Origin of the sequence: Dryocola clanedunensis subsp. sulfonylureivorans (genome assembly GCF_016756775.1) — a bacterium.
Lineage (GTDB): Bacteria > Pseudomonadota > Gammaproteobacteria > Enterobacterales > Enterobacteriaceae > Dryocola > Dryocola clanedunensis.
In genome coordinates, this window is record NZ_JAERMU010000008.1 from 17,445 (window position 1) to 43,858 (window position 26,414).

At 56.9% G+C, this 26,414-nt stretch carries 24 protein-coding genes and 1 pseudogene; 14 read left to right on the forward strand and 11 right to left on the reverse strand.

Features of this window, described 5'->3' with window-relative positions; all coding sequences use genetic code 11:
- The first annotated feature begins 68 nt into the window (after positions 1-68).
- On the forward strand, positions 69-920 hold the full coding sequence (locus HYQ67_RS09715) for an aldo/keto reductase (RefSeq protein ID WP_202303494.1): 852 nt from the start codon (positions 69-71) through the stop codon (positions 918-920).
- Here the strand turns inward: HYQ67_RS09715 and HYQ67_RS09720 are convergent.
- Both HYQ67_RS09720 and gapA read right to left on the reverse strand, forming a co-directional pair.
- Positions 917-1,804 carry a D-hexose-6-phosphate mutarotase gene (locus tag HYQ67_RS09720; RefSeq protein ID WP_202303495.1) on the reverse strand — a complete coding sequence of 296 codons (888 nt, stop codon included), beginning with the start codon at positions 1,802-1,804 and terminating at the stop codon, positions 917-919. The genes HYQ67_RS09715 and HYQ67_RS09720 overlap by 4 nt on opposite strands.
- Positions 1,805-1,882: 78 nt before the next feature.
- A complete protein-coding gene (gene gapA, locus HYQ67_RS09725; protein WP_202303496.1) occupies positions 1,883-2,878 on the reverse strand; it encodes a glyceraldehyde-3-phosphate dehydrogenase in 996 nt (331 codons plus the stop codon).
- A gap of 345 nt (positions 2,879-3,223) precedes the next feature.
- Between gapA and msrB the strand changes: the two genes are divergently transcribed.
- Complete coding sequence (gene msrB / locus HYQ67_RS09730; protein ID WP_202303497.1) at positions 3,224-3,637, forward strand: peptide-methionine (R)-S-oxide reductase MsrB; 414 nt, start codon at positions 3,224-3,226, stop codon at positions 3,635-3,637.
- A 43-nt stretch (positions 3,638-3,680) separates the two neighbouring features.
- Positions 3,681-3,956, forward strand: coding sequence for a YeaC family protein (locus HYQ67_RS09735; protein ID WP_202303683.1), 276 nt, complete (start codon positions 3,681-3,683; stop codon positions 3,954-3,956).
- Positions 3,957-4,037: 81 nt separating this feature from the next.
- Here HYQ67_RS09735 and chiD read toward each other — a convergent pair whose 3' ends face one another.
- From chiD to sppA, 4 genes are all read right to left on the reverse strand, one after another.
- Positions 4,038-5,309: a chitinase ChiD gene (gene chiD / locus HYQ67_RS09740; protein ID WP_202303498.1), complete on the reverse strand. Its 1,272-nt coding sequence runs from the start codon at positions 5,307-5,309 to the stop codon at positions 4,038-4,040.
- A 196-nt stretch (positions 5,310-5,505) separates the two neighbouring features.
- Positions 5,506-6,141 (reverse strand): bifunctional nicotinamidase/pyrazinamidase, encoded by a 636-nt coding sequence (pncA, locus tag HYQ67_RS09745; RefSeq protein ID WP_202303499.1) that lies wholly within the window; start codon positions 6,139-6,141, stop codon positions 5,506-5,508.
- A gap of 9 nt (positions 6,142-6,150) precedes the next feature.
- Positions 6,151-7,167 (reverse strand): asparaginase, encoded by a 1,017-nt coding sequence (gene ansA / locus HYQ67_RS09750; RefSeq protein ID WP_202303500.1) that lies wholly within the window; start codon positions 7,165-7,167, stop codon positions 6,151-6,153.
- A 91-nt stretch (positions 7,168-7,258) separates the two neighbouring features.
- Positions 7,259-9,109, reverse strand: a complete 1,851-nt coding sequence (gene sppA, locus HYQ67_RS09755; protein WP_202303501.1) for a signal peptide peptidase SppA — start codon at positions 9,107-9,109, stop codon at positions 7,259-7,261.
- Positions 9,110-9,278: 169 nt separating this feature from the next.
- Between sppA and HYQ67_RS09760 the strand changes: the two genes are divergently transcribed.
- The 7 genes and pseudogenes from HYQ67_RS09760 (at position 9,279) to HYQ67_RS09790 (ending at position 15,005) form a co-directional block, all read left to right on the forward strand.
- The gene (locus tag HYQ67_RS09760; protein WP_202303502.1) at positions 9,279-9,830 is read left to right on the forward strand and encodes an NAD(P)H nitroreductase; all 552 of its coding nucleotides are present in this window, start codon (positions 9,279-9,281) and stop codon (positions 9,828-9,830) included.
- Positions 9,831-9,948: 118 nt separating this feature from the next.
- On the forward strand, positions 9,949-10,992 hold the full coding sequence (gene selD, locus HYQ67_RS09765) for a selenide, water dikinase SelD (protein ID WP_202303503.1): 1,044 nt from the start codon (positions 9,949-9,951) through the stop codon (positions 10,990-10,992).
- A gap of 4 nt (positions 10,993-10,996) precedes the next feature.
- Complete coding sequence (locus HYQ67_RS09770; protein WP_202303504.1) at positions 10,997-12,985, forward strand: DNA topoisomerase III; 1,989 nt, start codon at positions 10,997-10,999, stop codon at positions 12,983-12,985.
- Entirely contained in the window at positions 12,969-13,193 is a 225-nt protein-coding gene (locus HYQ67_RS09775; RefSeq protein WP_237391192.1) for a DUF1496 domain-containing protein, read from the forward strand. Before HYQ67_RS09770 ends, HYQ67_RS09775 begins: the two co-directional genes overlap by 17 nt.
- A 13-nt stretch (positions 13,194-13,206) precedes the next feature.
- On the forward strand, positions 13,207-13,779 hold the full coding sequence (locus tag HYQ67_RS09780) for a carboxymuconolactone decarboxylase family protein (protein ID WP_202303506.1): 573 nt from the start codon (positions 13,207-13,209) through the stop codon (positions 13,777-13,779).
- Positions 13,772-14,389: pseudogene (locus HYQ67_RS09785) on the forward strand (CDP-alcohol phosphatidyltransferase family protein); the annotation flags it as partial. The gene HYQ67_RS09780 and the pseudogene HYQ67_RS09785, both read left to right, overlap by 8 nt.
- Before the next feature lie 178 nt (positions 14,390-14,567).
- Positions 14,568-15,005: an OmpH/Skp family outer membrane protein gene (locus HYQ67_RS09790; RefSeq protein WP_202303508.1), complete on the forward strand. Its 438-nt coding sequence runs from the start codon at positions 14,568-14,570 to the stop codon at positions 15,003-15,005.
- Between the two features lie 135 nt (positions 15,006-15,140).
- Here the strand turns inward: HYQ67_RS09790 and HYQ67_RS09795 are convergent, their stop codons facing one another.
- The 5 genes from HYQ67_RS09795 to xthA all read right to left on the reverse strand — a co-directional run bounded on the left by HYQ67_RS09795 (position 15,141) and on the right by xthA (position 20,826).
- Complete coding sequence (locus HYQ67_RS09795) at positions 15,141-16,436, reverse strand: sulfurtransferase (RefSeq protein WP_202303509.1); 1,296 nt, start codon at positions 16,434-16,436, stop codon at positions 15,141-15,143.
- A gap of 70 nt (positions 16,437-16,506) precedes the next feature.
- Entirely contained in the window at positions 16,507-17,118 is a 612-nt protein-coding gene (locus HYQ67_RS09800) for an ATP-binding cassette domain-containing protein (protein ID WP_202303510.1), read from the reverse strand.
- Entirely contained in the window at positions 17,118-18,701 is a 1,584-nt protein-coding gene (locus HYQ67_RS09805) for an ABC transporter permease (protein ID WP_202303511.1), read from the reverse strand. The genes HYQ67_RS09800 and HYQ67_RS09805 overlap by 1 nt, the downstream gene beginning before the upstream one ends.
- Positions 18,698-19,873, reverse strand: coding sequence for an ABC transporter substrate-binding protein (locus HYQ67_RS09810; RefSeq protein WP_202303684.1), 1,176 nt, complete (start codon positions 19,871-19,873; stop codon positions 18,698-18,700). The genes HYQ67_RS09805 and HYQ67_RS09810 overlap by 4 nt, the downstream gene beginning before the upstream one ends.
- Before the next feature lie 146 nt (positions 19,874-20,019).
- A complete protein-coding gene (gene xthA / locus HYQ67_RS09815) occupies positions 20,020-20,826 on the reverse strand; it encodes an exodeoxyribonuclease III (protein ID WP_202303512.1) in 807 nt (268 codons plus the stop codon).
- Positions 20,827-21,306: 480 nt separating this feature from the next.
- Here xthA and HYQ67_RS09820 point away from each other — a divergent pair, with 480 nt between their 5' ends.
- The 4 genes from HYQ67_RS09820 to astB are packed head-to-tail and all read left to right on the forward strand — an operon-like array spanning position 21,307 to position 26,358.
- Positions 21,307-22,527, forward strand: coding sequence for an aspartate aminotransferase family protein (locus tag HYQ67_RS09820; RefSeq protein ID WP_202303513.1), 1,221 nt, complete (start codon positions 21,307-21,309; stop codon positions 22,525-22,527).
- The gene (gene astA, locus HYQ67_RS09825) at positions 22,524-23,558 is read left to right on the forward strand and encodes an arginine N-succinyltransferase (protein ID WP_202303514.1); all 1,035 of its coding nucleotides are present in this window, start codon (positions 22,524-22,526) and stop codon (positions 23,556-23,558) included. The genes HYQ67_RS09820 and astA overlap by 4 nt, the downstream gene beginning before the upstream one ends.
- Entirely contained in the window at positions 23,555-25,033 is a 1,479-nt protein-coding gene (astD, locus tag HYQ67_RS09830; RefSeq protein ID WP_202303515.1) for a succinylglutamate-semialdehyde dehydrogenase, read from the forward strand. Before astA ends, astD begins: the two co-directional genes overlap by 4 nt.
- Positions 25,030-26,358, forward strand: coding sequence for an N-succinylarginine dihydrolase (gene astB / locus HYQ67_RS09835; protein ID WP_202303516.1), 1,329 nt, complete (start codon positions 25,030-25,032; stop codon positions 26,356-26,358). Before astD ends, astB begins: the two co-directional genes overlap by 4 nt.
- The last annotated feature ends 56 nt before the right edge of the window (positions 26,359-26,414 follow it).

A 26,414-nucleotide genomic window follows, 5' to 3' on the forward strand; every position in this document is an offset into this window, starting at 1 on the left:
TGTGCATCATACCGGGGCGCTTGCGCCCCGTTTGCATTATGGTGGGGCAACCGCATTAAGGAGGCGTCATGACAAAGCAAATTCAATTCTCACACGCTCAGGCACTACCCGCTATCGGGCAGGGCACGTGGTATATGGGCGAAAGCTCGGAAAAGCGTGCGGCTGAAGTCCGCGCACTGCAAACGGGCATTGACCTGGGCCTGCGGCTTATCGACACGGCGGAGATGTATGCTGATGGCGGCGCCGAGCTTGTGGTGGGCGAAGCCATCGCTAATCGTCGCGACGAGGTTTTTCTGGTATCAAAAGTCTATCCCTGGAACGCGGGTGGACAGCGGGCGATTGCAGCTTGCGAGGCAAGCCTTAAACGCCTGAAGACTGACTTCCTCGATCTCTATCTGCTCCACTGGCGCGGCGATATTCCGTTTGCAGAAACCATAGCCGTAATGGAAACGCTGAAGCAGCAGGGCAAAATTCGCCGCTGGGGCGTTTCAAATCTGGACGCTGACGATATGCAGGAATTGCTGAGCATTGAGGGCGGGGAGGAGTGCGCGACTAATCAGCTGCTCTATCATCTGGCTTCACGCGGTATCGAGCATGATTTACTGCCGTGGTGTCAGCAGCACGCAATTCCGGTTATGGCCTATTGCCCGCTGGCTCAGGCTGGACGCCTGCGTAACGGCTTATTTAATCACCCTCAGCTCAACGAGCTGGCGGCGGAGAAGGGCGTGAGTGTGGCACAGCTATTGTTAGCCTGGGTGATTAGCCATCAAGGTGTCATGGCGATTCCGAAAGCGGGTAGCGTGAGTCACGTGCAGGAAAATGCCGCGGCGCTGGCCGTTGAGCTTAGCAAAGATGACATAGCCGTGATGGAAAAGGCGTTCCCGGCGCCTGGCCGTAAAACGCCTTTAGAGATGGTTTAGCTCTTTTTCGTGACGCGTAAAGTTGCCGCCAGACGCGAAGGTTTGTCGGCAGACGCTTTTTGTGACGTTGTCACACATGCAGTCTCCACGCAAACAAAGGTCTTATAACCTTCATCAGGCATATCGCCCATGGACGCAGACAGCGCAGGGCCTGGATTCCAGCCAACCACGTCGCTTTGATGGTGATGAATCACTTCGATGGTGCGCTTCAGGCTACCGTCGTGGATCACGCTGCAATCGTCAGCCGCAGCATAGAGGCGATCGGTACGGTCAGGGAAGGTCTGGACGCCGTCGGTTAGCTCACCCTTCGCACCATCCAGCACTTTATCGATATAAGGTTTGCCAAGGCCGCTGACTTTCACATCAGCGATATCGCCGACGGTGAAATAGGTGTGCAGTGCGGCGGTCGTTTCGAACTCGCCGTGTGCTTCCAGCTCCATCTCGCAGGTTTTGCCCAGCTTGAAGCGCGCATACAGCGTGAAGTCGTGTGGCCACAGCTTGCGGCTCTCTTCGCTGTTTTGCAGCTCAAAGGTCAGCGACACGCCGCTTTCATCTTCGTTATGGGCGCTCAGCGTCCACGGCAGGTTTCGAGCAAAGCCGTGAGCAGGCAGATCTTTCTGAGCGGCCGGGCCAAACCACGGCCAGCAAATCGGCACGCCGCCGCGCAGGGCCTTACCGTGTTTAAACGGGGTAATATCGCTCAGCCACAGCACTTCTTCTTCGCCAGCAGGTTGCCAGGAGAGCAGGTGTGCTCCCTGCAAAGCCACGGATGCGCGAACCTGTGGATGGTCGACAACAATCACGTCCAGCTCGTCCTGCTTGCGAAGGGAGAGAACCGGTGTGATTTGTTCAATAACCGGAAGGGCAAAAATTTTAGTAATCATTGACTCAACCTATATATCGAAAGCGAAAAAAAAGGCGACCGTGATGGTCGCCCTTATGGAATCAACTGCTCATCTCAATTATTTAGAGATGTGGGCAATCAGGTCCAGTACTTTGTTTGAGTAGCCAGTTTCGTTGTCGTACCAGGAAACCAGTTTCACGAAGTTGTCGTTCAGTGCGATACCAGCTTTAGCATCGAACACGGAAGTACAGATTTCGCCGTTGAAATCAGTGGATACAACGTCGTCTTCGGTATAACCCAGAACGCCTTTCATTGGGCCTTCAGAAGCCGCTTTGATTGCTTTCTTGATTTCTTCGTAAGACGCGCCTTTTTCCAGACGAACGGTCAGGTCAACAACAGACACGTTTGGAGTAGGAACGCGGAACGCCATACCAGTGATTTTACCGTTCAGCTCTGGCAGTACAACGCCTACAGCTTTAGCAGCACCGGTAGAAGAAGGGATGATGTTCTGAGCCGCGCCACGGCCGCCACGCCAGTCTTTGTGAGACGGGCCATCAACAGTTTTCTGCGTTGCGGTAGTTGCGTGAACGGTGGTCATCAGGCCTTCAACGATACCGAAGTTGTCGTTGATAACTTTAGCCAGTGGAGCCAGGCAGTTAGTGGTGCAAGATGCGTTAGAAACGATGTCCTGACCTTCGTATTTATCGAAGTTAGCGCCTTTAACGAACATTGGCGTTTTGTCTTTAGAAGGACCAGTCAGAACAACTTTCTTAGCGCCAGCAGTGATGTGCTTACGAGCAGTTTCGTCAGTCAGGAACAGACCAGTTGCTTCTGCAACAACGTCAACGTTGACTTCGTTCCACTTCAGGTTAGCCGGGTCACGCTCTGCGGTAACACGGATAGTTTTGCCGTTAACAACCAGGTGGCCGTCTTTCACTTCTACAGTACCGTTGAAACGACCGTGAGTGGAGTCGTACTTCAGCATGTAAGCCATGTAGTCTGCGTCTAACAGGTCGTTGATTGCAACGATTTCGATGTCAGAACGTTCCTGAGCAGCACGGAAAACAATACGGCCGATACGGCCAAAACCGTTGATACCTACTTTGATAGTCATATATTCCACCAGCTATTTGTTAGTGAATAAAAGGTTGGCTGTAAAATTACAAAAACCTTACGCAGCGTCAAGCGGAATCGTGTCAATCATTGCGACAAATCAATCCTGACAGCAGCAATTGTACGATAATTCCACTCCACATTTCCCTTTGAGCTGATAAGCACGTGGGGGCGGTTTGATCAATTTTAAAGGACACCAGGAACAAAAGTGTGACTGCGATCACATCTGGTGCCGGGCCATAAATTCAGGGCTAAGTTTAGATCAAAAAACCGCGCGATGTTGTTAATTTTTTGTTAGAATCAGGATGTTATCAGTAACAGCACCCACCGCACGAGACGTACGCATATGGCTAACCACTTACCTCCTGATTCAGCAAAAGAAAATCTTAATGAGATGCAGTTCTACGTCACTCAGAAACACGGTACTGAACCCCCGTTTTCCGGGAGGCTGCTGCACAATAAGCGCAATGGCGTCTATCATTGCCTGGTCTGCGATGTCCCGCTGTTCATGTCAGAGTCCAAATATGACTCGGGCTGCGGCTGGCCAAGCTTCTATGAACCAGTGAGCGATACGGCCATCAGCTATATCAAAGATTTTTCCCACGGTATGGAGCGCATCGAGATTCGCTGCGGCAGCTGTGAAGCACACCTGGGCCACGTTTTCCCTGATGGTCCGCAGCCTGCGGGCGAGCGTTACTGCGTAAATTCCGCTTCTTTGAGCTTTACTGATGATGAAAACGGTGAGCAAACGAAAGGTTGAAAAATCGATTCAGCAAATTATTCCACAGGAAATGTAAGCAATGATGAATCTGGACGAAATGTTGGCCACAATGACCCCGGAAGTTTATCAGCGGCTGATGACCGCCGTTGAAACGGGCAAATGGCCGGACGGCGTGGCGCTGACGCCGGAGCAAAAAGAGAACAGCATGCAGCTGGTGATGCTGTGGCAGACTCGCCATAACAGCGAACCGCAGCATATGACGATCGGCACCGATGGCAATATCGTAACGAAAAGCAAGCAGCAGCTGAAGGCGGATTTCGGCATTGAGCCTGCGCCAATTGTGACGGTAAAGCTGTAGCGTTGCGCTAGTGGAAAACGCCCGCGCTTTTCCACCCAACGTTTGACCCCTCTCCCGAACGAGAGAGGGGAGAAATTGTCCTCAGTGTTTCGTCTTGATCCCCAGCGTTTCAGCAAGCTGCTTCGCCAGCTGGTTGTTATCGTCTGCACCGTATTCCCAGAACATCGCGCCGCCTAACCCTTTACTCTTGATGTACTCGCCTTTGATAGCCACCGACTTCGGATTCTCATAGGAGATGGCAAACAGATCTTTGCCATCGGCAGACTTCATCGTCAGGTAGGGGACTTTTGCGTCGTCATCCCAGCGTTCGGTAAACCTTTTCTGCGGATCGTTGAGCAATTTACTGACGATATCGTTGTACTTAAAGTAGCTGTCCTTAGTGAGATCCAGCCCGAATGAAGAGAAGACGGCTCTTTCTGGCGCGCCGAAGTAAGGCTGGGTGACCGGATGTTTCGCCGCATCTGCTTTATCCCAGTCGATGCCAGGCTCAGTCGCTCGTTTAGGTACGCGACCATAGAAGCCAATGCCCAGGTTCATCTGCGATGGCTTCAGACCCGCCGCCAGGTAATTATTGACGACGAAGTCCGCGCTGTATTTATCCGCCGCAGCGACGGTCGGCCAGGTTTTGGAATCATACAGATTGGCGTTGAAATACTGTGTGCCGTACGCCATGTCGTAGGTCATCAGGTTGATGTAGTCCAGCGCGGGTGCAATGGCTTTGACGTCGACCCACTCTTTCGGGCTTTGTACGTTTGCCCCGACCGCAATGGTCAGCAGCTTCTCTTTGCCCAACGCCTGACGCAGCTCGTTGAGCAGGGCGGTGAAGTTATCCCGGTCAGCTTTTGTCGCATCCACCAGTCCCCATGCGCCGTTAATCGGGTATTCCCAGTCAAGGTCGATACCATCAAGGCCATACTGCTGAATAACGTCCTGTGCCGATTTGATAAACACCGCACGGCTCTCAGGGCTTGCGGCCGTACCGGAGAAACCACGCGCGCCCCAGCCGCCGACGGAAAGCAAAACCTTCAGCTGTGGATTCTGTTGACGAAGCTGCGGCACTTTTTGCAGATCGGACATGACTTTGGGCGATAGCCAAATCTGATGGAGTTTAGCGGCGTCTTTTAAGGCGGCGTTAGTTTCGCCTTTTTCGTCGTTATAGATCAGGCCAAACGAATAGTTAAGATGCGTAATCTGGCGGACATCAAGCTTGTCGATGTCGCCCCCTGGGCCTGCGGTGACGTCGCCACCGCCGTTAAAATACCCGACGGACAGATAGTTTTCTGCCAGCGCAGAACTGGACCAGACGAGTTGCATCACTGCCAGCAGCGGCAGCAATCTGCGGGTAAATTTCATAGTTAAACCTCTTTGACGGACAATACTGGAAAACCTGCCCGCGCCCGACCGGGCGAATGAGCAGGTTGAAAATCAGCTTAAGCGCTGAATAAGTAAGCAGGTTTATTATGAGAGCGCTCTCATTGGAGGACCAGAAATTTAAATCCAAAATGAGAGCAATGTCGAAAAGTCGTTGGGCGCGAAAGCGCCCTGAGGCTTAGTGGCAGAAGAAGTCGGAGAGGGTGACCAGCGTAGCGCCGGCGGCAGACATCTCCTGGAAGGCGTACAGGCTGTCCTGGGGCGAAACATTAACCCCACGGCAGCCGTCAGTAATCACCGTAACCTCGTAACCAAGATCCAGCGCGTCCAGCACGGTAAATTTGACGCAGTAGTCCGTTGCCAGACCAAGCACAATCAGCGAGGCAATATCGCGTTCACGCAGCCAGCTATCCAGGTCTGTCTTCTGGCGGCGACCATTGTCAAAAAAGGCGCTGTAGCTGTCGATAAGTGGATTTTCACCTTTGTGAAAGAGGGCGTCGATACCGTCCTGATTCAGCAGCGGGTGCAGGGCAGCACCTTCACTGTTCTGGATACAGTGATCGGGCCACCATGTTTGCGGATAACCGTTCAGTTCACCCTGGGTGTAGGGTTCGGTGCCGTGTACGCTGGCAAAGCTGCCATGTTTTTCCGGGTGCCAGTCCTGCGACGCCACGATAATTTCACCGCGTGCTTTGCTATACCCAATCATGGCGTTTGCTACGTCAATTGCACTGTCTCCATCAGGTACGGCAAGTGCGCCGCCGGCGCAGAAATCATTCTGCAAATCTACCAGTAACAGTGCGCGCTTTTTCATTCGTTTTCCTTACTCGTCCGGCGTCAGCTCGCCACGCAGATTGGATGACATTGCTTTACGGATGGCCTGCACATCAAGCCCCTGGCTCAGCAGGTAGTGTAACTTGGTCAACGTGGCTTCCACCGTCATATCATAGCCGCCGATCACGCCCGCCTGGGCCAGCGCATTCCCTGTGGCATACCCGCCCATATTCACTTTGCCGGACATGCACTGGGTAAGGTTAACCACCACGATACCCCGTGAGCAAGCCTCCTGAAGCTCTTTCAGAAACGCGCCGTGCTGTGGGGCATTGCCGACGCCGTAAGAGCGAAGTATCAGCGCTTTCACCGGCTGGCGCAGGAAATTACCGACAACGTCAGCAGAAATACCCGGGTAAATTGTTACCACCCCAATTGGCTGCGGCGTAATCGGGTGGACGATAAGCTCACCTTCACCGTGCGGAGCCGCTGGGGTATTGAGCCGGCGAATATGGATACCCGCCTCAAGCAGCGGAGCCAGGTTAGGCGAGGCGAAGGCATCGAAGCCGTCCGCATGCGCTTTAGTCGTACGATTCCCGCGGTAGAGGCGGTTGTTGAAGAACAGCGTCACTTCGTTTATTGGGAAGTTGGCCGCGATGTACAGGGAATTAAGCAGATTGATTTGTCCGTCAGAACGCAGCTCCGCCAGGGGAATTTGAGAACCCGTGACGATGACGGGTTTGCTGAGATTTTCCAGCATGAATGACAGCGCGGAGGCGGTGAACGCCATGGTGTCCGTGCCGTGCAGGATCACAAAACCATCGTACTCGTCGTAATGGGCTTTTATATCATCGGCGATGTGCTGCCAGTCTTCCGGCGTCATATCCGAAGAGTCCATCAGCGGCTGGTACTCGTGGATGGTGAAGTCAGGCATCTCCTGACGATGGAACTCTGGCATCAGTGCCAGCTGGCGTTGCAGGTGACCGGAAACCGGAATGTAGCCGTGTTCGGAGCGCTGCATACCGATGGTACCGCCGGTATAGGCAACGTAGATGGATTTCTTTTGCATGAGTGGACTCAGGGCTTTGACGTTATGGGGCGCAGTATAAGGGGCTGGCGGGAAAAAATCAGCCCGGCGATTGCCGGGCTTCCGTTTTGATTTACCTTACATCTCCGCAGGTGAGGCAGAAGGCGTAACGGTTTTGCGGATCGTTCATGGTGCCGAACTTATCGTTCTGCGCTTTCACCGCCAGCGCGGCATCTGCCAGCGGGGCAGGCAGATAAGCCTGAATCGCCTCCGGCAGCATGGCGCGGACTGAGCCGCTCATGCTGTTAAACACCATATCCACGAAGCTCGGATCGTCCTGCCAGAAGTCCAGGTGCCAGCTTTTCAGCTTCGCAAGCTCAGCCGCTTTGGCAACCGCGTCGTCGAAGTCACCCAGGCTGTCCACCAGGCCGTTGGCTTTCGCATCCTGACCGGTCCAGACGTGGCCCTGGGCAATCTGATCGATCTGCTCCGGGGTTTTCTGACGGGAAGCGGCAACCAGGCCGATAAAGCGCTTATAGCCGTTCTCAATAGTCAGCTGCATCATTTGCCCGACTTCAGGCGGCAGGGCTTTGGTGACGGCAACGTCCGCCAGCGGCGAAGTGGAGACGCCATCCGTATGGACGCCAATGCTATCAAGGGAGTGCTCAACGGTGTTGATGACGCCAAAGATACCGATTGAACCGGTCAGCGTGCTTGGGCTTGCCACAATGTAGTTTGCAGGCGTCGAGATCCAGTAGCCGCCGGAGGCCGCCATGCCCCCCATCGACACAACGACGGGTTTACCCGCTTCACGTGCCGCCGCAAGCTCTTCGCGGATCACCTCAGAGGCGGATACGCTGCCGCCTGGGCTGTTCACGCGCAGGACGATGGCTTTCACTTTCGGATCCAGCCGCGCCTCACGAATTTGCATCGCCGTGGTGTCGCCGCCGACTTGTCCCGGCGTTTCTTCACCGTCCATGATGGCACCGTTAGCGAAGATCACCGCGATGGAGCCGCCCTGGTCAGGCGCTTTCTTCACCTGATAGTCGTACATGCTGGTGTAGCTGAAGTCTTTGTTCTCTTTGCTCCAGCCGAACTGCTTGATCAGCGCTTTATCAACGGTAGCGCTGGACGCCAGCTCATCAACCAGTTTGTTTTCCAGGGCGTATTTTGCCGTATCGCCACCCAGCTTGCTCAGGTTATCCAGCAGGCCTTGCGCCCCCGGGAACACCTGTTGAGCGGTGAGCTGGCGGTTTGCCGCGATGGTGCCGATATAGTTCTGCCACAGTTCGCCAATCCAGCGGCTGTCCGCTTCACGGGCGGCAGGGGACATATCGTCACGAATATAAGGCTCAACGGCGGATTTATAAGTCCCGACGCGGAAGATATGCGTGGAAACTTTCAGCGTATCCAGCAGGGATTTGTAATAGAGCGAGTTAGTAGCAAACCCGTGCAGATCGACCATACCCTGCGGCGAAAGCCAGATTTTATTGGCGAAGCTCGCGAGATAATACTGTCCCTGGCTGTAGCTATCGCCCGTGGCGTAGATAGGTTTACCGCTGTCACGGAATTCACGCAGCGCTTTGCCGATATACTGCATGGAAGGCTGGTCGGCTCCGGCGAACTCTTTGAGATCCAGCACGATGCCGGTGATATTACGGTCGTTTTTCGCCTGGCGAATCACATCAACGATATCAAACAGGGAGTTTTCCTGCAGGCGGTCAGAGTTTGCGCCAAGCAGCTGACGGCCAATAACGCCGAGTTTATTACTGACCGAAGGTTTGTCTACGACAACGCCAGTGATATCCAGCAGCAGCGCGCCGCGGGAAGGCTCAGCAGAGCTGCTGCTGACCTGAAGCCAGATCCCCACGCCAACCAGCACCAGCAGGATCAGGAACATATTGAGAATGAATTCTCGAATAAAATTGAGCAGACGCCAGGTCCACTTAAAGAAGCCGGCAATAATTCGCCCTATGGTACGCATGTCATCTCCGTAACCGTCAAAATCCAGTATGTTGCGCTAAATCGCAACCAAAGTGATCGCTATCCTAAATAGCCGTCAGGGAAAAGTCAGCAGGAATTCGGCCCGACGCTGTAACAAAAGACATGAGCGTGTTAATTTTGTGAACGAAAATCATTACAGGGGTTACCTAATGGATGCACTCGAACTACTGTTAAATCGTCGCAGCGCCTCGCGCCTCAGCGAGCCAGCCCCGGCGGGTGAAACGCTGGAAAACATTTTCCGCGCCGGTATGCGTGCGCCCGATCACGGCACGTTACAGCCGTGGCGCTTCATCGTGATTGAAGGCGAGGGCCGCGAACGGTTCAGCAAAGTGCTGGAAGCCGCCGCCGTTGCCGAAGAGATGGACGAGAAAGGTATTGAGAAAGCGCGCACCGCGCCGTTTCGTGCGCCAATGATTATCGCTGTGGTCGCTCATTGCGATGACGAACACAAAGTTCCGGTTTGGGAGCAGGTAGTTTCAGCAGGCTGTGCCGTGATGGCAATGCAGATGGCCGCAGTGGCCCAGGGCTTTAATGGCATCTGGCGCACGGGGCTGTGGACGGAAAGCGAAGCTGTTCGCCATGCGCTTCAGTGCCGCGAGCAGGACGAGGTTGTCGGTTTCCTTTACCTGGGCACGCCGCAGCTAAAAGCGTCCACCTCAATTTCCATTCCTGATACCACACCGTTCGTGCGGCATTTCTGAACAAATAGCGCAAAGCTGTCTGGATTGTGAGCGAAAGCAGCGCAATTCAGACACCCACACTTACTACTCCTGCATTTGAGCGCTAACATAGAGCGATTGCCAATGACAGGAGTAGTCCATGAGTGAGCAAACCGTTCGTTTAACGCAGTACAGCCACGGAGCCGGCTGCGGCTGTAAGATTTCCCCAAAAGTCCTGCAAACCATACTGCAATCGGAGCAGGCGAAGTTTGTCGACCCGAATCTGCTGGTGGGGAATGAAACCAGCGACGACGCGGCGGTTTACGATCTGGGCAACGGCACCTGCGTCATCAGTACCACCGACTTCTTCATGCCCATTGTTGATGACCCGTTTGATTTCGGGCGCATCGCTGCAACCAATGCCATCAGCGATATCTACGCCATGGGCGGCAAACCGATTATGGCGATTGCCATTCTGGGCTGGCCAGTCAACACGCTGGCGCCAGAAATTGCCCGTAAAGTTATCGAAGGTGGACGCTTTGTCTGCCAGCAGGCGGGGATTTCCCTGGCGGGTGGTCACTCCATCGACGCACCAGAACCTATTTTTGGCCTTGCTGTTACCGGCATCGTGCCGACAGAGCGCGTGAAGAAAAACAGCTCGGCGCAAGTCGGCTGCAAACTCTATCTCACCAAGCCGCTGGGCATTGGCGTGCTGACCACCGCCGAGAAAAAATCCCTGCTCAAACCCGAACATTATGGCCTTGCCGCCGAAGTGATGTGCCAGCTCAACAAGCCCGGCGCGGAGTTTGCCGACATTGAAGGCGTGACCGCCATGACGGACGTGACCGGCTTCGGCCTGCTGGGCCACCTCAGCGAAATGTGCCAGGGCGCTGGCGTTCAGGCAGAAGTATGGTTCGATCATGTGCCAAAACTGCCGGATGTCGAAGAGTACATCGCCAAAGGCTGCGTGCCGGGCGGCACCGGACGCAACTTTGCCAGCTACGGTCATCTGATGGGCGAAATGTCCGACGCGTATCGCGATCTGCTTTGCGATCCCCAGACCTCCGGCGGGCTGCTGCTGGCCGTTCGTGCAGATGCGGAACAGGCCGTTGCCGCAGTGGCAGAAAAAAATGGCATCAAGCTCACTGCGATTGGCGAGCTGAAAACCGCCCGCGCAGGACGACCGATGATCGAGATCCTGTAATCTCATGCGGCTGTTTATTGCGGAAAAACCGAGCCTGGCACGTGCGATTGCGGACGTGCTGCCCAAACCCCATCGTCGCGGTGACGGCTTTATCGAATGCGGCAACGGACAGGTGGTTACCTGGTGTATCGGGCACCTGCTGGAGCAGGCGCAGCCGGATGCCTACGACGGGCGCTATGCGCGCTGGAACCTTGCCGATTTGCCCATCGTGCCGGAAAAGTGGCAGCTCCAGCCCCGCCCCTCGGTCACCAAACAGCTCAACGCGATTCGTAAACTGCTGGAGCAGGCCACTGAAGTGGTTCACGCAGGTGACCCGGATCGCGAAGGGCAGCTGCTGGTGGACGAAGTGCTGGATTATCTCCAGCTGGCGCCTGAAAAGCGTCAGCAGGTACAGCGCTGCCTGATTAACGACCTCAACCCGCAGGCCGTGGAGCGCGCCATTTCCCGCCTGCGCGCTAACAGTGAATTCATCCCGCTTTGCGTCTCCGCGCTGGCCCGCGCCCGCGCAGACTGGCTTTACGGCATCAATATGACCCGCGCTTATACCATCCTTGGGCGCAATGCGGGCTACCAGGGGGTCCTTTCCGTGGGGCGTGTGCAGACGCCTGTGCTGGGAATGGTGGTGCGCCGCGATGAAGAGATTGAAAACTTCGTCCCGAAGGACTTCTTCGAGGTCAAAGCCCACATTGTTACCCCGGCAGAGGAACGTTTTGTGGCGACCTGGATCCCCAGTGAATCCTGCGAGCCTTACCAGGACGAAGAGGGGCGGCTGCTGCATCGCCCGCTTGCCGAACACGTCGTTAACCGCATTGGCGGGCAGCCCGCCATCGTTACGGCCTATAACGACAAGCGTGAATCAGAAGTCGCGCCGCTGCCGTTTTCCCTCTCCAGCCTGCAAATTGAAGCGGCGAAGCGCTTTGGCCTGAGCGCGCAGAACGTGCTTGATATTTGCCAGAAGCTGTACGAAACCCACAAGCTGATTACCTATCCGCGTTCCGACTGCCGCTATCTGCCGGAAGAGCACTACGCCGGGCGACACTCGGTACTGAATGCCATCAGCGTTCATCAGCCGGATTTGCTGCCGCAGCCCGCGGTTGATACAGACATCCGCAACCGCTGCTGGGATGATAAAAAAGTCGACGCCCACCATGCCATTATTCCGACGGCGCGCAGCTCTCATGTCTCATTGTCGGAAAACGAAAGTAAAGTTTATAACCTGGTTGCCCGACAATACTTAATGCAGTTCTGTGCCGATGCGGTGTTTCGTAAATGCACCATTGACCTGGACATCGCGGGCGGTAAATTCAACGCCAAAGCGAGATTCCTGGCCGAGGCGGGCTGGCGGACGCTGCTGGGTAACAAAGAGCGCGACGAAGAAAACGATGGCACACCGCTGCCGGTGGTGGCCAAAGGTGACGAGCTGCTGTGCGAAAAGGGCGAGGTCATAGAGCGACAAACCCAGCCGCCGCGGCATTTCACCGATGCGACGCTGCTTTCTGCGATGACGGGGATTGCCCGTTTTGTGCAGGATAAAGATCTCAAAAAGATCCTGCGCGCCACGGACGGTCTGGGAACGGAAGCGACGCGAGCGGGGATTATCGAACTGCTGTTCAAGCGCACCTTCCTGGTGAAGAAAGGACGCTATATTATCTCTACCCCTCCGGGACGCGCGCTGATCCACTCCCTGCCGGAGCTGGCGGCAAGACCGGACATGACCGCCCACTGGGAATCCACGCTGACGCAAATCAGCGAAAAGCAGTGCCGTTATCAGGACTTCATGCAGCCGCTGGTGAATACGCTCTATGAGCTTATCCATCAGGCCCGAACGACGCCGGTTCGTCATGCTTTCAAGGGCATCAAAGCACCGGAAGACAATAAAAAGCCCCGCAAAAGTGCGGCAAAAAAAGAGGGAAGTGAAGATGCAAACAAAAAGCCTGCTCGTCGGCGCCGTAGCGCTGGTGGTGAGTCTGCCGGGGATGGCGCAGCGTCTTGACAGGCAGCTGGATATCAACGTGCCGCCGGAAGTTTTCAGTAATCAGACTCAGCGGGCGCAGCCTTGCAACCAGTGCTGTATCTATCAGGATCAGAACTATTCCGAAGGTGCGGTGGTGAAGGCAGATGGCGGCGTGCTGCTGCAGTGCCAGCGTGATGAAAAAACGCTAAGTACCAACCCGTTGGTCTGGCGTCGCGTTAAGCCATGAGGCTTGTTGAATCATGATAAAAAAATCCCCGTGGGTGGCACCGCTCAAAAAGCTGCCTGCGAGCCTGCGTCCGATTGTGACCATGCAGGAAAAGCATTTTGGTGCCGTGCTTAATCCAACCCGCTGGTGGGGACGCTACCCTTATCTCTTCTGGCTGATTGCGCTGTTCGTGGGGTTTCTGGAGCGCAAGCGGGCGAAAATCGATGCGGTCACCCGCTCGCTGGTGATGACCCGAGTTTCACAGCTGTGCTGCTGCGAGTTCTGTATTGATGCCAACAGCCTGCGGCTGGCGGAGCGCAGCGGATCGATGGATAAAGTGCTGGCGGTGGCAAACTGGCCGCAGGAGACGTTGTTTAGCGAGCGCGAGCGTGCTGCGCTGGCCTATGCGGACGCCATGACCGCCACGCCTCCCATCGTCGATGACGAGCTTAAGGCCACGCTAAAAACGCACTTCGACGAAAAGACGATTACCGAGCTGACGGCTTTGATTGCTTTTCAGAATCTCTCCGCACGGTTTAACGCGGCGCTGGATATCCCGGCGCAGGGACTGTGCGTGCCGAAGAGCGGGAAGAAGCCCAGTGTTTGACAGCTATCTACACCCGCGAATAAAACCCGCGCTTAACCACCTGGTGGGCGTGCTGGATAAACCCGCGGTCACCCCTGATGGTCTGACACTGTTCGGTTTTGCCATTGGCGTGCTGGCGCTGCCGTTTCTGGCCCTTCAGTGGTATGGCGCAGCGCTGGTTGCCATCCTGCTCAATCGCTTGTTTGACGGTCTGGACGGGGCGCTGGCCAGAAGACGAGGGCTGACGGATGCGGGAGGCTTCCTGGATATCGCGTTAGATTTCTTGTTCTACGCGCTGGTGCCGTTCGGCTTTATTCTCGCCGATCCTGCACAGAACGCCGTGGCGGGGGGCTGGCTGCTATTTGCTTTTATCGGCACCGGCAGCAGCTTCCTTGCTTTTGCCGCGGTTGCGCAAAAGCACAAACTGGATAACCCCGGCTACGCGCACAAGTCGTTCTATTATCTGGGCGGGCTAACCGAAGGGACAGAAACCATCGCGCTGTTTGTGCTGGCGTGTCTGCTGCCCGATGCGTTTGTCTGGCTGGCGTGGATATTCGGTGGGTTGTGCTGGATGACTACGCTGACGAGGGTATGGAGCGGGTATCAGACGCTGAAAAAAGCTGCCGGCCAGGCAGGGACAGCGGGGAGAGAACCCAGACCAGAGTATTTTAATTACCGTCTCCTCCTGGAAAGGAAGACAACCAGAAGAGAAAGGAACCTTAAGCGTGATAAATAAATTTTCTGTGAAATCGTTTCTGGCAATCTGCGTCGTGGCTGTCAGCCTGACAGGCTGTGACAAGGAGGGAACAATGGAGCAAAAAGTCGCCTTTATTAATATGGAAGAAGTCTTAACGCAATCGCCAATTGGCCAGCAGGAAATTGATCATAATGCGAAGGTGAAAACGGTATTGCTGCAGGCGGAAAACCAGGCAAAAGAGACGTATCAGGCAATGCCTGAAGAGCAGCAGCAGAAGAGTCGTGCAGCGGACGCAACCATTCTGAATCGCCAGTGGGTGGCGGAACAAAATCATGCGCGCGCTGAGAGCCTGAAAGCAATAACGACCGTGGTGGAAACGTATCGTAAAAGCCATAATATTGCTCTGGTGGTGGACAGCCGCAGCCTGATTGCCGCTGACAAAGAGAATGACATCAGCAAAGACATTATCAGCCAGCTAAAAGACGTGAAGGTGGATTACGGCAAGCTGCCTGAAATCAGCGTTAAACAAGCGGTGGAAGCAGCTAAGTAGTTTGGCAGGGGATAAGCGTAAGCGCCATCCACCATTGACGGGCATGTTGTCGTAAGACGCTCAGCCTTACTGAAGCCGCTTCTTTCAGCAATCTTAAGCCCCTGCATAACAGGGGCTTAGTGCATTACTCAAGACCTATTCAGGCTTGCGATCTCCACGTTCTACAGGATTTTTCGGGTTCGCACTCCACTCGTACCAGCCACCGTCGTATACCCCGACGTTTTTCCAGCCCATCGCTCTTGCGTACATAAAGGTTTCAGAGGCGCGCCAGCCCGTGCCGCAATAAAATGCAACCTGCTGATCCGGCGTGATATGCCAGTTTTTCCACATTGCCGCTATGTCATCAGCGGCACGCATGGTGCCGTCCGGATTATGGAAATCTTCCATATGGGTTGAGTCTGAACCTGCGTGACCCCAGCGAGCGCCTGCGATTTCACCTTTAGGCTTAATATAGCTGTAGCCGCTGGTGGTGCCGATAAATTCGGGCCAGGAGCGAATACTCACCAGCGAGGCGTCTTTGCGATGCAGCAGCGCTCGGGCCTGAACTGTATTCAGCATCAGCTGCGGCTGCCCCGGAATGGTCGCGCCGAAATCAGGTGCAGGCTGCACTTTTCCGGGTAAACCGCGCTCAACGGGCAGGCCGGAATCGCTCCAGGTCTGCCAGCCACCGTCCAGAATGCGCACATCCTTCACGCCGGCGTACAGCATGATTTGCGCCACGCGTGCTGCCGCGTAAACGTCACGGCCGTAGAGCACCACAGTGGTGTCGTGGCGGATACCGTGTTTTGCCAGCATGGCTTTCAGCTGTGCGTCGGAAACCTTGTTCCACAGCGGTTCGCTCTCCACCTCATTGGTGTCGATATAGTCTGCGCCAGGAATATGGCTCAGCAGATATTTTTTCGGTGCGCCCCAGCCGGCTTCAATCACTTTCCACTCACCGGCAGGTGCGGCGGTAACAGGTTTCTTCTGCTGAAGATCGTGGATCCACTGGGGATAAACGAGCTGTTCAAAATGGGCCATTCTTTGCAGCCGCGCTGCGTTTTGCAGGCCGTCCGTCAGCAGGGCAACGTGGCTGAAACCGAGCTTTTCCAGGCGAGATTTCACGGCCTGCGTATCTTCTTTACTGCCGTAAAGCGCGATCACACCGGAATCGGTGAGCTGATGCTGCTTTGCCCACTCGCTTATCTGCTCGTCGCTCATCAGGGTGAGCCAGGAGGCCGAGAGATTGAGCGCCGCAGGTTCATGGCCGCCCGTACCGTTTAAGGTCTGCGGCCAGCCGTTATAAAACGCGCTCGGACGGGTATCGATTAATGTCCCTTTTTGCGCCTGTAGCTGAGCAAAATTCATAGGCTGAGTCTGGGTCGCGGCAAAGGTGGAACAGGACAGCCCGGCAAGCAGCAGGGCGGTGGTTAGCTGAGAAACACGTTTCATCTAATAACCTGAAGAATAATCAAAGAGCCGGGATTGTGCGCCTGGAAGACGCTGAGTTCTTTGCGTTATCTCATAGAGTGATAATTTTGCCACCCGGAGGAATATCCTGCGCATCGTGCGTGACCAGTACGACAGGCAGCGCTTGCCCGGCAATATTGTCGCTGATGAACTGGCGAAACTGGGCGCGTAAATCCCGATCGAGACGGGAAAAAGGTTCATCGAGCAGCAGGGCTTCCGGGCGGGCGAGCAGGGCTCGCAGCACGCTTACCCGCGCTCGTTCACCTCCAGAAAGCGTGGCGGGATCCCGGCTGGCGTATCCCGCAAGGCCAGCGCTTTCCAGCGCCTGTTCGGCAAGCTGTCTGCCTTTAAGATCTTTCGGGATCGCCATCTGCAAATTTTGACCGACGCTAAGATGCGGAAACAGCAGTGCATCCTGGAACAGAATGCCGATGCGCCTGCGTTCAACAGGCAGCGTGTCGCGACGGCTATCGTTCAGCCACAGCTCGCCGCTCGCGGTAAACGAAGGGGGCAGTGCCCCGATCATCCAGTTCAGGAAGGTTGATTTACCCACGCCCGACGGCCCCATCAGCGTCACAATCTCGCCGGGGGCGACATCAAAGCTGAGACTGTCCAGCAGCGGACGCGAGCCGTAAAAAAGAGAACAATCACGAACGCTGAGCATTAGCGTAATCCTTGTCGGTAATGGCCCACCAGGCGGGCTGCCTGAAGCGTAAGAATAAACATCCCGGCAGGCAGGATTATCTGCAACAGCGCCTGTATCGCCAGCTGCTGCGGATCGCCTCCGCTGCTGAGCGCGACGGCTTCGGTGGTCACGGTAGCGAAACGTCCCGCTCCGGCGTAAAGCGTGGGCAGATACTGCGCGATGCTGACGGAGAAGCCAACCGCTAACGCCCCGAGCAGCGGGCGCAGCAGGAGTGGCACCTTGAGCAGCCAGAGCACTTTCCAGCTCGACCAGCCCAACGTGCGCGCGGTGACTGAATGGCGAGGATCAAGCTGTAGCCACGCTGGTCGCAGAACCAATAACGTGTAGGGGATCACCCACAGCAGATGGCTCCAGACCAATGCCTGCCACGTTGCTTCCTGCGAAATATGCAGCAGCAGCTGATACTGCCCGGCGGCTAGCGGCAAAGCGGGGAGCACCAGCGGCAGTAAAAGCAGCACGTCAAAGCGGCGTGAACAGCCTTCCAGCCAGAGTAAAACGCAAAACGTGGCCAGCACGCAGCTTGCCAGCGCCAGCCAAAGCGCCGTCCACAGCGTGTCATAACGGGCTGTCTGCCAGCCTGCAAAGCTGAAAGTATCCGGTAATAATGCCGGATAAAACCAGCTTTCCGCCAGCGACCAACCGATCAAAATAGCCATTGCGGCGATGCCGATGCCGAAGAGGATGACCGTCAGCGTTGTGGAAAAAGCCCGAATATCATATCCAGAGCGATGGCCGGAAAACGTAGCCAGATGGCGGCGCAAACCGCGCCAGAGCAGCCTGCCGGTGATGCTAAACCCTGCCAGTAGCACGAGCAGCATGAGTGAAACCGCCATGCCCATGGCCTGCTGCTGCGGATCGTAGTCGCTCATCCAGAGCCATGCCAGCACGGCGAGCGTAGGGGGATTGCCCGGCCCGAGAATTATCGACACGTCCACCACCGACAGGCTGTAGGCTATGACGGCAACTAACGCCCAGCCCAGACGGGGCAGAAGCTGCGGCACCACGACAAGGAGTCGGCTATGCAGAGGCCCGTAGCCGAGAGACCGGCAGACGACGAGCTGCTGTTCAAGTTCGCTCTGGCTGAGCTGCGTGCCGGCAAACCACAGTAAAAACCAGGCTTCTTTCAGCGCCAGCATCAGGCCCAGCCCCACGCCAACGTTGTCGACAGGGAAGGCGAGATGAAGCAGGCGCGCCAGCCAGCCGTGTTCGCTGAACAGGAACAGCAGACCGCTGGCGAATGCAACGTGGGGAAAGGCGAGCAGCAGCGGCAGGCGACGGACGTAGCCCTGCCAGCGTGGCCCCGGCCATAATCCACAGACAACCGTTAACGTCAGAATTAGCGCGCCGCTGACGCTTATCACGACGGAGACGAGCGTGGCGAGCATCGCCTCGGGGAACTGATTATCCTGTAAAGCATGCAGCCAGACCCCTCTGTTCGCCAGCGGGGCGGCCATAAACGCTAAGCCGGGCAGCATGGGCAAAAACACCAGGCCCGCCGCCAGCGCTGCCAGCCCCTGAGAGAGGGAGATCTTTGGCTTCATCGGGAACCGTAGCGGGTAAGCCAGGCCTTTTCGATGGCCGCAACCCAGGCGGCATGCGGTTCCGCCAGGAACGGCACCGGCTCGAGGCTATCAGGCACATGTTCAGCCAGCTGGTGATTTAGCGGCGCGGGCAGTAATTTAGCGTCGAGGATTGTCGGGTCGCCCCAGACGGCAGGATCGGCCTTACGGATCTGCGCCGCAGGTGACATCAGGAAGTTGGCAACAACCATGGCTGCCGCTTTAGATTTTGCATTCGCGGGAATCGCCACGAAATGCACATTGCCGAGCATGCCCCGTTCAAAACCAAAGGAGCGAGCCGTGGTGGGCAGCTGATGGCGGGCAATCAGATTGTCCACATGAGCGGGGTTAAAAGTGACGGACAGCAACAGCTCGCTGTCTGCCAGCATGCGGTCCATTCTGGCAGACGTCGGCGGAAAAGCTTTTCCAGCGCGCCACAGATACGGGTGCAGCCGGTCGAGGTAACGCCACAGCGGGGCGGTAACTTTATCGAACGTCGCCGGGTCTGGCGGCTGGCGCAGAGCCTGGGGATCGTCAGTGAGGACAATCAGCAGCTGTTCGATAAAGGCGGTGCCGGTAAAGTCCGGCGGGCGAGGGTAGCTGACCTTGCCGGGATGCTCTTTCGCAAAAGTAAGCAGCGCTTCGGCGCTACGTGGAAAAGAAGCGCTGCGCTGCTTGTCGCCGATCAGCATCAGCTGAGCGCTGCCCCACGGCGCTTCAGCGCCGTCAACGGGTTGCGAAAAATCTTCCCTGACGGGCTTTTGCACATCGACGTAGCGCCAGTTTGGCAATGTTTCTGCCCAGTCCTCGGCGAGCAGTCCGGCGCGCTTAAGCGCGTGGAAGTTTTCACCGTTCACCCAGAGCAAATCGACAGAGCCAGACGTTTTTCTTCCGGCTGCGCTCTCGCTCTGAATGCGTTTTACCGCTTCAGCAGCGTCCGCCAGACGCACCATCTTTAACGTTATGCCGTAATGCTCTTTTACCTGCACGCCTGCCCAGTCCAGATAGCTATTTACCGCCGGGTCGCCACCCCAGGCGTTGAAATAAACCGTCTGGCCGTTTGCCTGCTGGCGGAGATCGTTCCAGTTCGCAGGCTGCGCGAAAACGTTAGCGCTCAGCGTAATAAGGGAAAGAAACAGAGAGCATAAACGCATAGAGATATCCTCAGTTTTAAACGGGGTGGCGCTGGTACATCCCCATCCGACGGGAATCGGTAATACGAAAATCAGCGGCAGGAAGATGAGGAGCAGCGCGACGAAAAGCAAATGATGCATTCCCGTCCCGCTCCTTGCTCAGGGAGTTAAAGCTTGAACTGGGCCCAGACCGGCGCATGGTCAGACGGTTTTTCCATGCTGCGAATATCGTAATCGATGCCGGTTGCCACGCAGCGTTCCGCCAGCGGCTGGCTGGCCAGCAGCAGATCGATACGCAGGCCGCGGTTGTCGTCAAAGCCTTTCGAGCGATAGTCGAACCAGGAGAATTTGTCCTGAGTTTCCGGGTTGGCGTGGCGGAAGGTATCCACCAGGCCCCAGCTGATCAGGCGGTCCATCCACTCGCGCTCTTCCGGCAGGAAGGAGCACTTGCCGGTGCGCAGCCAGCGCTTACGGTTATCTTCACCGATGCCGATATCCAGATCCGTCGGGCTGATGTTAACGTCACCCATGATCAGCACAGGATTGTCTTTGTTCAGTTCATTGGTGAGGTAGTCCTGTAGATCCTGGTAGAACTTCGCTTTTGCCGGGAATTTGGTCGGATGGTCGCGGCTTTCACCCTGCGGGAAGTAACCGTTGATCACCGTCAGGTTGCCGAGCGGGGAAGGAATTTCCGCCATGATAATGCGGCGCTGGGCCTCTTCATCATCGCCAGGGAAGCCGCGGCGCACGGCAACGGGCGTCTCTTTGGTCAACAGCGCCACGCCGTAATGGCCCTTCTGACCGTGATAAAAGACGTTGTATCCCAGCTTCGCGACCTCTTCCAGCGGGAACATATCATCATGAACTTTCGTTTCCTGCAGGCCGATGACGTCCGGCTGATGCTGTTCGACGATTGCCGCAAGCTGATGTGGACGGGCACGCAGGCCATTGATATTAAAAGAGACAAATTTCATAAATAGCAGCCAGGATAGCAAGTTAAGGTTGCTGGATGGTAGCAGAAGATCGCTGTGAATGCTGCGCTGTGTACCCGCATATTGCCGGATGGCGCTAACGCTTATTCGACCTACAAGAGAGGGGGGATAAGCGCAGCGTCATTACCGGGCAACATCTGCACCAAAATGACCCGTCTCGCCCCGAACTGGTGCACAAACGGCGAGCAAATCCCGCCAGCGATCACAATTCCAGCATTATATTTTACACTTGCATAATATTTCTTGTTTTCCTACGGCAAAGCCGCCCCGCTCGTAAAACTATGCACTTAATATTCATATAAACTGCATAAATTAATGTTGTAACTCCTTGATTTTCCTTTCTGGCGCTCTCGTTATGCAGTTTTATCGCTGGCTGGCACGAACGGTGCAATCTACATTCACAGTGCAAACACCCAATCATTTAACATTTAATTTACTAATTCTTTACCAGAAGAGGTCGCTATGTCGCAATCAATTACCCGCCAGAACTTCGACGAATGGATGATGCCCGTTTACGCCCCTGCGGCTTTTATTCCGGTGCGCGGTGAAGGTTCGACTTTGTGGGATCAGCAGGGTAAGGATTACCTCGATTTTGCGGGCGGGATTGCGGTTAACGCGCTGGGGCACGCCAACCCGGACCTGTGTGCGGCCCTCGTTGCCCAGGCCGAAAAGTTCTGGCATACCGGCAACGGCTATACCAACGAGCCGATTTTGCGTCTGGCAAAGCAGCTTATCGACGCGACTTTCGCCGACAAAGTATTCTTCTGTAATTCGGGGGCGGAAGCCAACGAGGCGGCACTCAAGCTGGCCCGCAAATATGCTCACGATAATTTTGGTCCGCAAAAGAGCGGCATCGTCGCGTTCAAAAACGCCTTCCATGGCCGAACCCTGTTTACCGTTTCCGCAGGCGGACAGCCCGCCTATTCAAAAGACTTTGCGCCGCTGCCGGCGGATATCAGCCACGCCGTTTATAACGACCTGCAGTCCGCCAGCGAGCTTATCGACGAAAACACCTGCGCGGTGATCGTTGAGCCAATGCAGGGCGAGGGCGGCGTGGTGCCTGCGGACCCAACGTTCCTGCAGGGCCTGCGCGAACTTTGCGACCGCCATAACGCCGTGCTGATTTTCGACGAGGTGCAGACCGGCGTCGGGCGTACCGGCTCCCTGTACGCCTATATGCACTACGGCATCACGCCGGACGTACTCTCTACCGCAAAAGCGCTGGGCGGCGGCTTCCCGATTGGCGCGATGCTGACCACTGATAAATTCTCGCAGGTGATGGTTGTCGGCACCCACGGGACGACCTATGGCGGCAACCCGCTGGCGGGCGCGGTCGCGGGACGCGTGATGGAGATTATCAATACTCCACAAGTGCTGGACGGCGTGAAGCAGCGTCACGAGTGGTTTGTCGAGCGCCTTAACAAGATCAATCAGAAGCATCAGCTGTTCAGCGAAGTCCGCGGGCTGGGTCTGCTAATTGGCTGCGTGCTGCAACAGGAACACGCGGGCAAAGCTAAACTTATTCTACAGGCCGCCGTTCAGGAAGGGCTGATGATCCTGATAGCGGGTGCCAACGTGGTGCGCTTCGCCCCGTCGCTGATTATCAGCGAGGCGGATGTGCGCAAAGGACTCGACCGCTTTGAGCGCGCCTGTGAACGCTTCACTGCGGGAGAAACATCATGATGGTCATCCGTCCTGTTGAGCGCGGCGATCTGTCCGGGCTGATGGCGCTGGCGGGGAAAACGGGGGGCGGGCTGACCTCGCTGCCCGTCGATGAAAAAACGCTGTCAGAGCGCATTGAACGCTCCATTAATACCTGGCAGGGCGGCCTGTCGAAGGGTGACAAGGGCTACGTTTTTGTCCTTGAGGAGACGGCCAGCCGCAGAGTGGTGGGCATCTGCGCCATCGAAGTGGCGGTGGGGTTGAACGACCCCTGGTATAACTATCGCTTCGGCACGCTGGTCCACGCCTCGAAAGAGCTGAATATCTATAACGCGCTGCCGACGCTGTTCCTGAGCAACGACCACACCGGCAGCAGCGAGCTGTGCACGCTTTTCCTCGATGCCGACTGGCGCAAAGAGGGCAACGGCTACCTGCTGTCAAAATCCCGCTTTCTGTTTATGGCGGCCTTCCGCGAACGCTTCAACGACAAGGTTGTGGCGGAGATGCGCGGCGTCATTGATGAACACGGCCATTCGCCGTTCTGGGAAAGCCTGGGCAACCGCTTTTTCTCGATGGAGTTCAGCCGCGCGGACTACCTGTGCGGCACCGGGCAAAAAGCATTTATCGCCGAGCTGATGCCAAAGCACCCTATCTATACGGATTTCCTCTCGCCTGAAGCGCAGGCGGTGATTGGCGAGGTGCATCCGCAGACCGCTCCCGCCCGCGCTGTGCTGGAGGCGGAAGGTTTCCGCTACCGTAATTACGTCGATATTTTCGACGGCGGCCCGACGCTTGAGTGCGACATCGACCGCGTGCGGGCCATCCGCAAGAGCCGCATGGCGGAGGTGGTCATCGGCCAGCCCGCCACGGACGATCTGCCCGTCTGCCTGGTGGCCAACGAAAACTATCACAACTTCCGCGCGATGCTGATTAAAGCCAATCCGAAAGGTGACCGGCTGATCATCGACGCCGCCACGGCGGAAGCCCTGAACTGCTCTACCGGCGACAAGGTTCGCCTGGTACGCCTGTGCCCCGAGGAGAAAAAAGTATGACCCAGTGGATCAATGGACAATGGACCCCCGGCCACGGTGAGGCAATGCAAAAACATAATCCGGTTAACGGCGAGCTGCTCTGGGAGGGCGTCTCCGCCAGCGGCGAACAGGTTGCGAAGGCCTGCGCAGCGGCGCGTGCAGCATTCCCTGCGTGGGCTAAAAAACCTTTCGCCGAGCGACAGGCGATAGTTGAGCAATTCGCCCGCCTGCTGGAAGAAAACAAAAACGAGCTGACCACGACCATCGCACAGGAAACGGGGAAACCGCGCTGGGAAGCGGCAACGGAAGCGACGGCGATGATCAATAAAATCGCCATCTCTGTTAAGGCTTACCACACGCGGACCGGCGAAACGCACACGCCAATGGCCGATGGGGCGGCAACGCTGCGCCATCGCCCGCACGGCGTGCTGGCGGTATTCGGGCCGTATAACCTGCCGGGGCATCTGCCTAACGGGCATATCGTGCCGGGGCTGCTGGCTGGCAACACGCTAATCTTCAAGCCCAGCGAACTGACGCCGCGCATTGGCGAGCTGGTCATGAAGCTGTGGGAACAGGCTGGCGTGCCGGAGGGCGTACTAAACCTGGTGCAGGGTGGACGTGAAACCGGACAGGCGCTGGCGCAGCAGGGCGATCTCGATGGGCTGCTGTTTACCGGCAGCGCCAGTACCGGCTACCAGCTGCATCGTCAGTTTGCGGGGCAGCCCGAAAAAATCCTCGCCCTTGAGATGGGGGGCAACAACCCGCTGATCGTTGAAAATCCGGAAGATCTCGACGGCGCGGTGCACGTGGCAATTCAGTCTGCATTTATTACGGCCGGGCAACGTTGTACCTGCGCCCGCCGCCTGCTGGTGAAGAAGGGCGCACAGGGCGACAAATTTATAGCGCGGCTGGTTGAGGTGGCTTCCCGTATCCAGCCGGGTGAGTGGGATGCAATGCCGCAGCCGTTTATCGGCGGTCTGATTTCGGCGCAGGCGGCCGAACGCGTGCTGAGCGCCTGGCAGGAACATCTGGCGCGCGGCGGCAAACCGCTGCTGGAGCCGAAGCTGGTGAAGGCGGGGAGCTCACTGCTGACGCCGGGCATCGTTGAATTATCCGACGTGCGGGACGTGCCGGACGAAGAGGTCTTCGGGCCGCTGCTGGCGGTTTACCGCTATGACAGCTTCGACGACGCTATCCGCATGGCGAATAACACCCGCTTCGGGCTGGCAAGCGGGCTGATTTCCCCAGACCGTGAGCAGTTCGATCGGCTGCTGCTGGAAGCACGTGCGGGTATTGTTAACTGGAACAAACCGCTGACCGGTGCGGCCAGTACCGCCCCGTTCGGCGGCGTGGGGGCTTCCGGCAACCATCGCGCCAGCGCCTGGTACGCGGCAGATTACTGCGCGTGGCCGATGGCGACGCTGGAAAGCCCGGCGTTCCCGCTGCCGGAATCATTAAGCCCCGGGCTGGATTTCAGCCGTAAGGAGCAGCCATGAAGGCCCACGAAGCCAACTTTGACGGCCTGGTGGGCCTGACCCACCACTATGCCGGACTGTCGTTCGGGAACGAGGCCTCGACGAAACACCAGTTCCGCGTATCCAACCCGAAGCTGGCGGCGAAGCAGGGGCTGCTGAAGATGAAGGCACTGGCGGATGCGGGCTTCCCGCAGGGCGTTATTCCGCCGCAGGAGCGTCCAAACGTGCCCGTATTGCGCCAGCTGGGCTTTACCGGAACCGACGCGCAGATTGTTGAGCGGGTGGCTAAGCAGGCTCCCCAGCTGCTTTCCGCCGCCAGTTCCGCCTCGTCGATGTGGGTGGCAAACGCCGCTACAGTCTCGCCGTCTGCCGACAGCCTGGACGGTAAGGTGCATCTGACGGTCGCTAACCTGAACAATAAATTTCACCGGGCAAGCGAAGCGCCGACCACCGAAAGCCTGCTGCACGCCATTTTCCGCGATGAGCGCCACTTTGCGGTCCACGGCGCGCTGCCGCAGGTTGGTATGTTCGGCGACGAGGGGGCGGCGAACCATAACCGCCTCGGCGGGGATTACGGCGATCCGTCCGTCCAGCTGTTTGTCTACGGGCGGGAAGAGGCGAAGGCCGGACTGATCCCGGCCCGCTACCCCGCCCGGCAAACGCTGGAGGCAAGCCAGGCTATAGCCCGCCTGAACCAGGTGGATGCGAAGCTGGTGGTTTATGCCCAGCAAAACCCGGCGGTGATCGACCAGGGCGTCTTTCATAATGACGTGATTGCGGTATCGAACCGCCAGGTGCTGTTCTGCCATGAGCAGGCTTTTTTACACCAGCAGGTGCTTTACGCCACGTTGCGTCAGAAAGTGCCGGGCTTTACGGCGCTGGAGGTCCCGGCCAGCCGGGTATCGGTGGCGGATGCCGTGTCGACCTATCTGTTTAACAGCCAGCTGCTGAGTCGCGACGACGGTAGCATGCTGCTGGTGCTGCCGGAAGAGGCGCGTCAGCATGAGGGCGTGTGGGGCTATCTGAACGAGCTGCTGAACGCCGATAACCCCATCGGCGAGCTGAAAGTTTTCGACCTGCGTGAAAGCATGGCGAACGGCGGCGGCCCGGCGTGCCTGCGCCTGCGGGTCGTCCTTACCGCCGAAGAGCAGGGCGCGGTGAATCCGGCGGTGATGATGAACGACAGGCTGTTCGTCACGCTGAACGGCTGGGTGGACCGCTGGTATCGCGACCGTCTTACCCAGGCTGATTTGGCCGACCCGCTGCTGCTGCGCGAGGGCCGGGAAGCGCTGGACGAGCTGACGCGAATTCTGGACTTGGGGTCGGTTTACCCTTTCCAGATATAAAACAGATAATTTAGCCGGATGACGCAACCGATTTTCCACCTGCCGTGACCAGTGCC

Coding starts and splice junctions, on each gene's coding strand:
- HYQ67_RS09715 (WP_202303494.1), top strand. CDS start 69: ATGACAAAGCAAATTCAATTCTCACACGCTCAGGCACTACCCGCTATC.
- HYQ67_RS09720 (WP_202303495.1), bottom strand. CDS start 1,804: ATGATTACTAAAATTTTTGCCCTTCCGGTTATTGAACAAATCACACCG.
- gapA (WP_202303496.1), bottom strand. CDS start 2,878: ATGACTATCAAAGTAGGTATCAACGGTTTTGGCCGTATCGGCCGTATT.
- msrB (WP_202303497.1), top strand. CDS start 3,224: ATGGCTAACCACTTACCTCCTGATTCAGCAAAAGAAAATCTTAATGAG.
- HYQ67_RS09735 (WP_202303683.1), top strand. CDS start 3,681: ATGAATCTGGACGAAATGTTGGCCACAATGACCCCGGAAGTTTATCAG.
- chiD (WP_202303498.1), bottom strand. CDS start 5,309: ATGAAATTTACCCGCAGATTGCTGCCGCTGCTGGCAGTGATGCAACTC.
- pncA (WP_202303499.1), bottom strand. CDS start 6,141: ATGAAAAAGCGCGCACTGTTACTGGTAGATTTGCAGAATGATTTCTGC.
- ansA (WP_202303500.1), bottom strand. CDS start 7,167: ATGCAAAAGAAATCCATCTACGTTGCCTATACCGGCGGTACCATCGGT.
- sppA (WP_202303501.1), bottom strand. CDS start 9,109: ATGCGTACCATAGGGCGAATTATTGCCGGCTTCTTTAAGTGGACCTGG.
- HYQ67_RS09760 (WP_202303502.1), top strand. CDS start 9,279: ATGGATGCACTCGAACTACTGTTAAATCGTCGCAGCGCCTCGCGCCTC.
- selD (WP_202303503.1), top strand. CDS start 9,949: ATGAGTGAGCAAACCGTTCGTTTAACGCAGTACAGCCACGGAGCCGGC.
- HYQ67_RS09770 (WP_202303504.1), top strand. CDS start 10,997: ATGCGGCTGTTTATTGCGGAAAAACCGAGCCTGGCACGTGCGATTGCG.
- HYQ67_RS09775 (WP_237391192.1), top strand. CDS start 12,969: ATGGCGCAGCGTCTTGACAGGCAGCTGGATATCAACGTGCCGCCGGAA.
- HYQ67_RS09780 (WP_202303506.1), top strand. CDS start 13,207: ATGATAAAAAAATCCCCGTGGGTGGCACCGCTCAAAAAGCTGCCTGCG.
- HYQ67_RS09790 (WP_202303508.1), top strand. CDS start 14,568: ATGGAGCAAAAAGTCGCCTTTATTAATATGGAAGAAGTCTTAACGCAA.
- HYQ67_RS09795 (WP_202303509.1), bottom strand. CDS start 16,436: ATGAAACGTGTTTCTCAGCTAACCACCGCCCTGCTGCTTGCCGGGCTG.
- HYQ67_RS09800 (WP_202303510.1), bottom strand. CDS start 17,118: ATGCTCAGCGTTCGTGATTGTTCTCTTTTTTACGGCTCGCGTCCGCTG.
- HYQ67_RS09805 (WP_202303511.1), bottom strand. CDS start 18,701: ATGAAGCCAAAGATCTCCCTCTCTCAGGGGCTGGCAGCGCTGGCGGCG.
- HYQ67_RS09810 (WP_202303684.1), bottom strand. CDS start 19,873: ATGCGTTTATGCTCTCTGTTTCTTTCCCTTATTACGCTGAGCGCTAAC.
- xthA (WP_202303512.1), bottom strand. CDS start 20,826: ATGAAATTTGTCTCTTTTAATATCAATGGCCTGCGTGCCCGTCCACAT.
- HYQ67_RS09820 (WP_202303513.1), top strand. CDS start 21,307: ATGTCGCAATCAATTACCCGCCAGAACTTCGACGAATGGATGATGCCC.
- astA (WP_202303514.1), top strand. CDS start 22,524: ATGATGGTCATCCGTCCTGTTGAGCGCGGCGATCTGTCCGGGCTGATG.
- astD (WP_202303515.1), top strand. CDS start 23,555: ATGACCCAGTGGATCAATGGACAATGGACCCCCGGCCACGGTGAGGCA.
- astB (WP_202303516.1), top strand. CDS start 25,030: ATGAAGGCCCACGAAGCCAACTTTGACGGCCTGGTGGGCCTGACCCAC.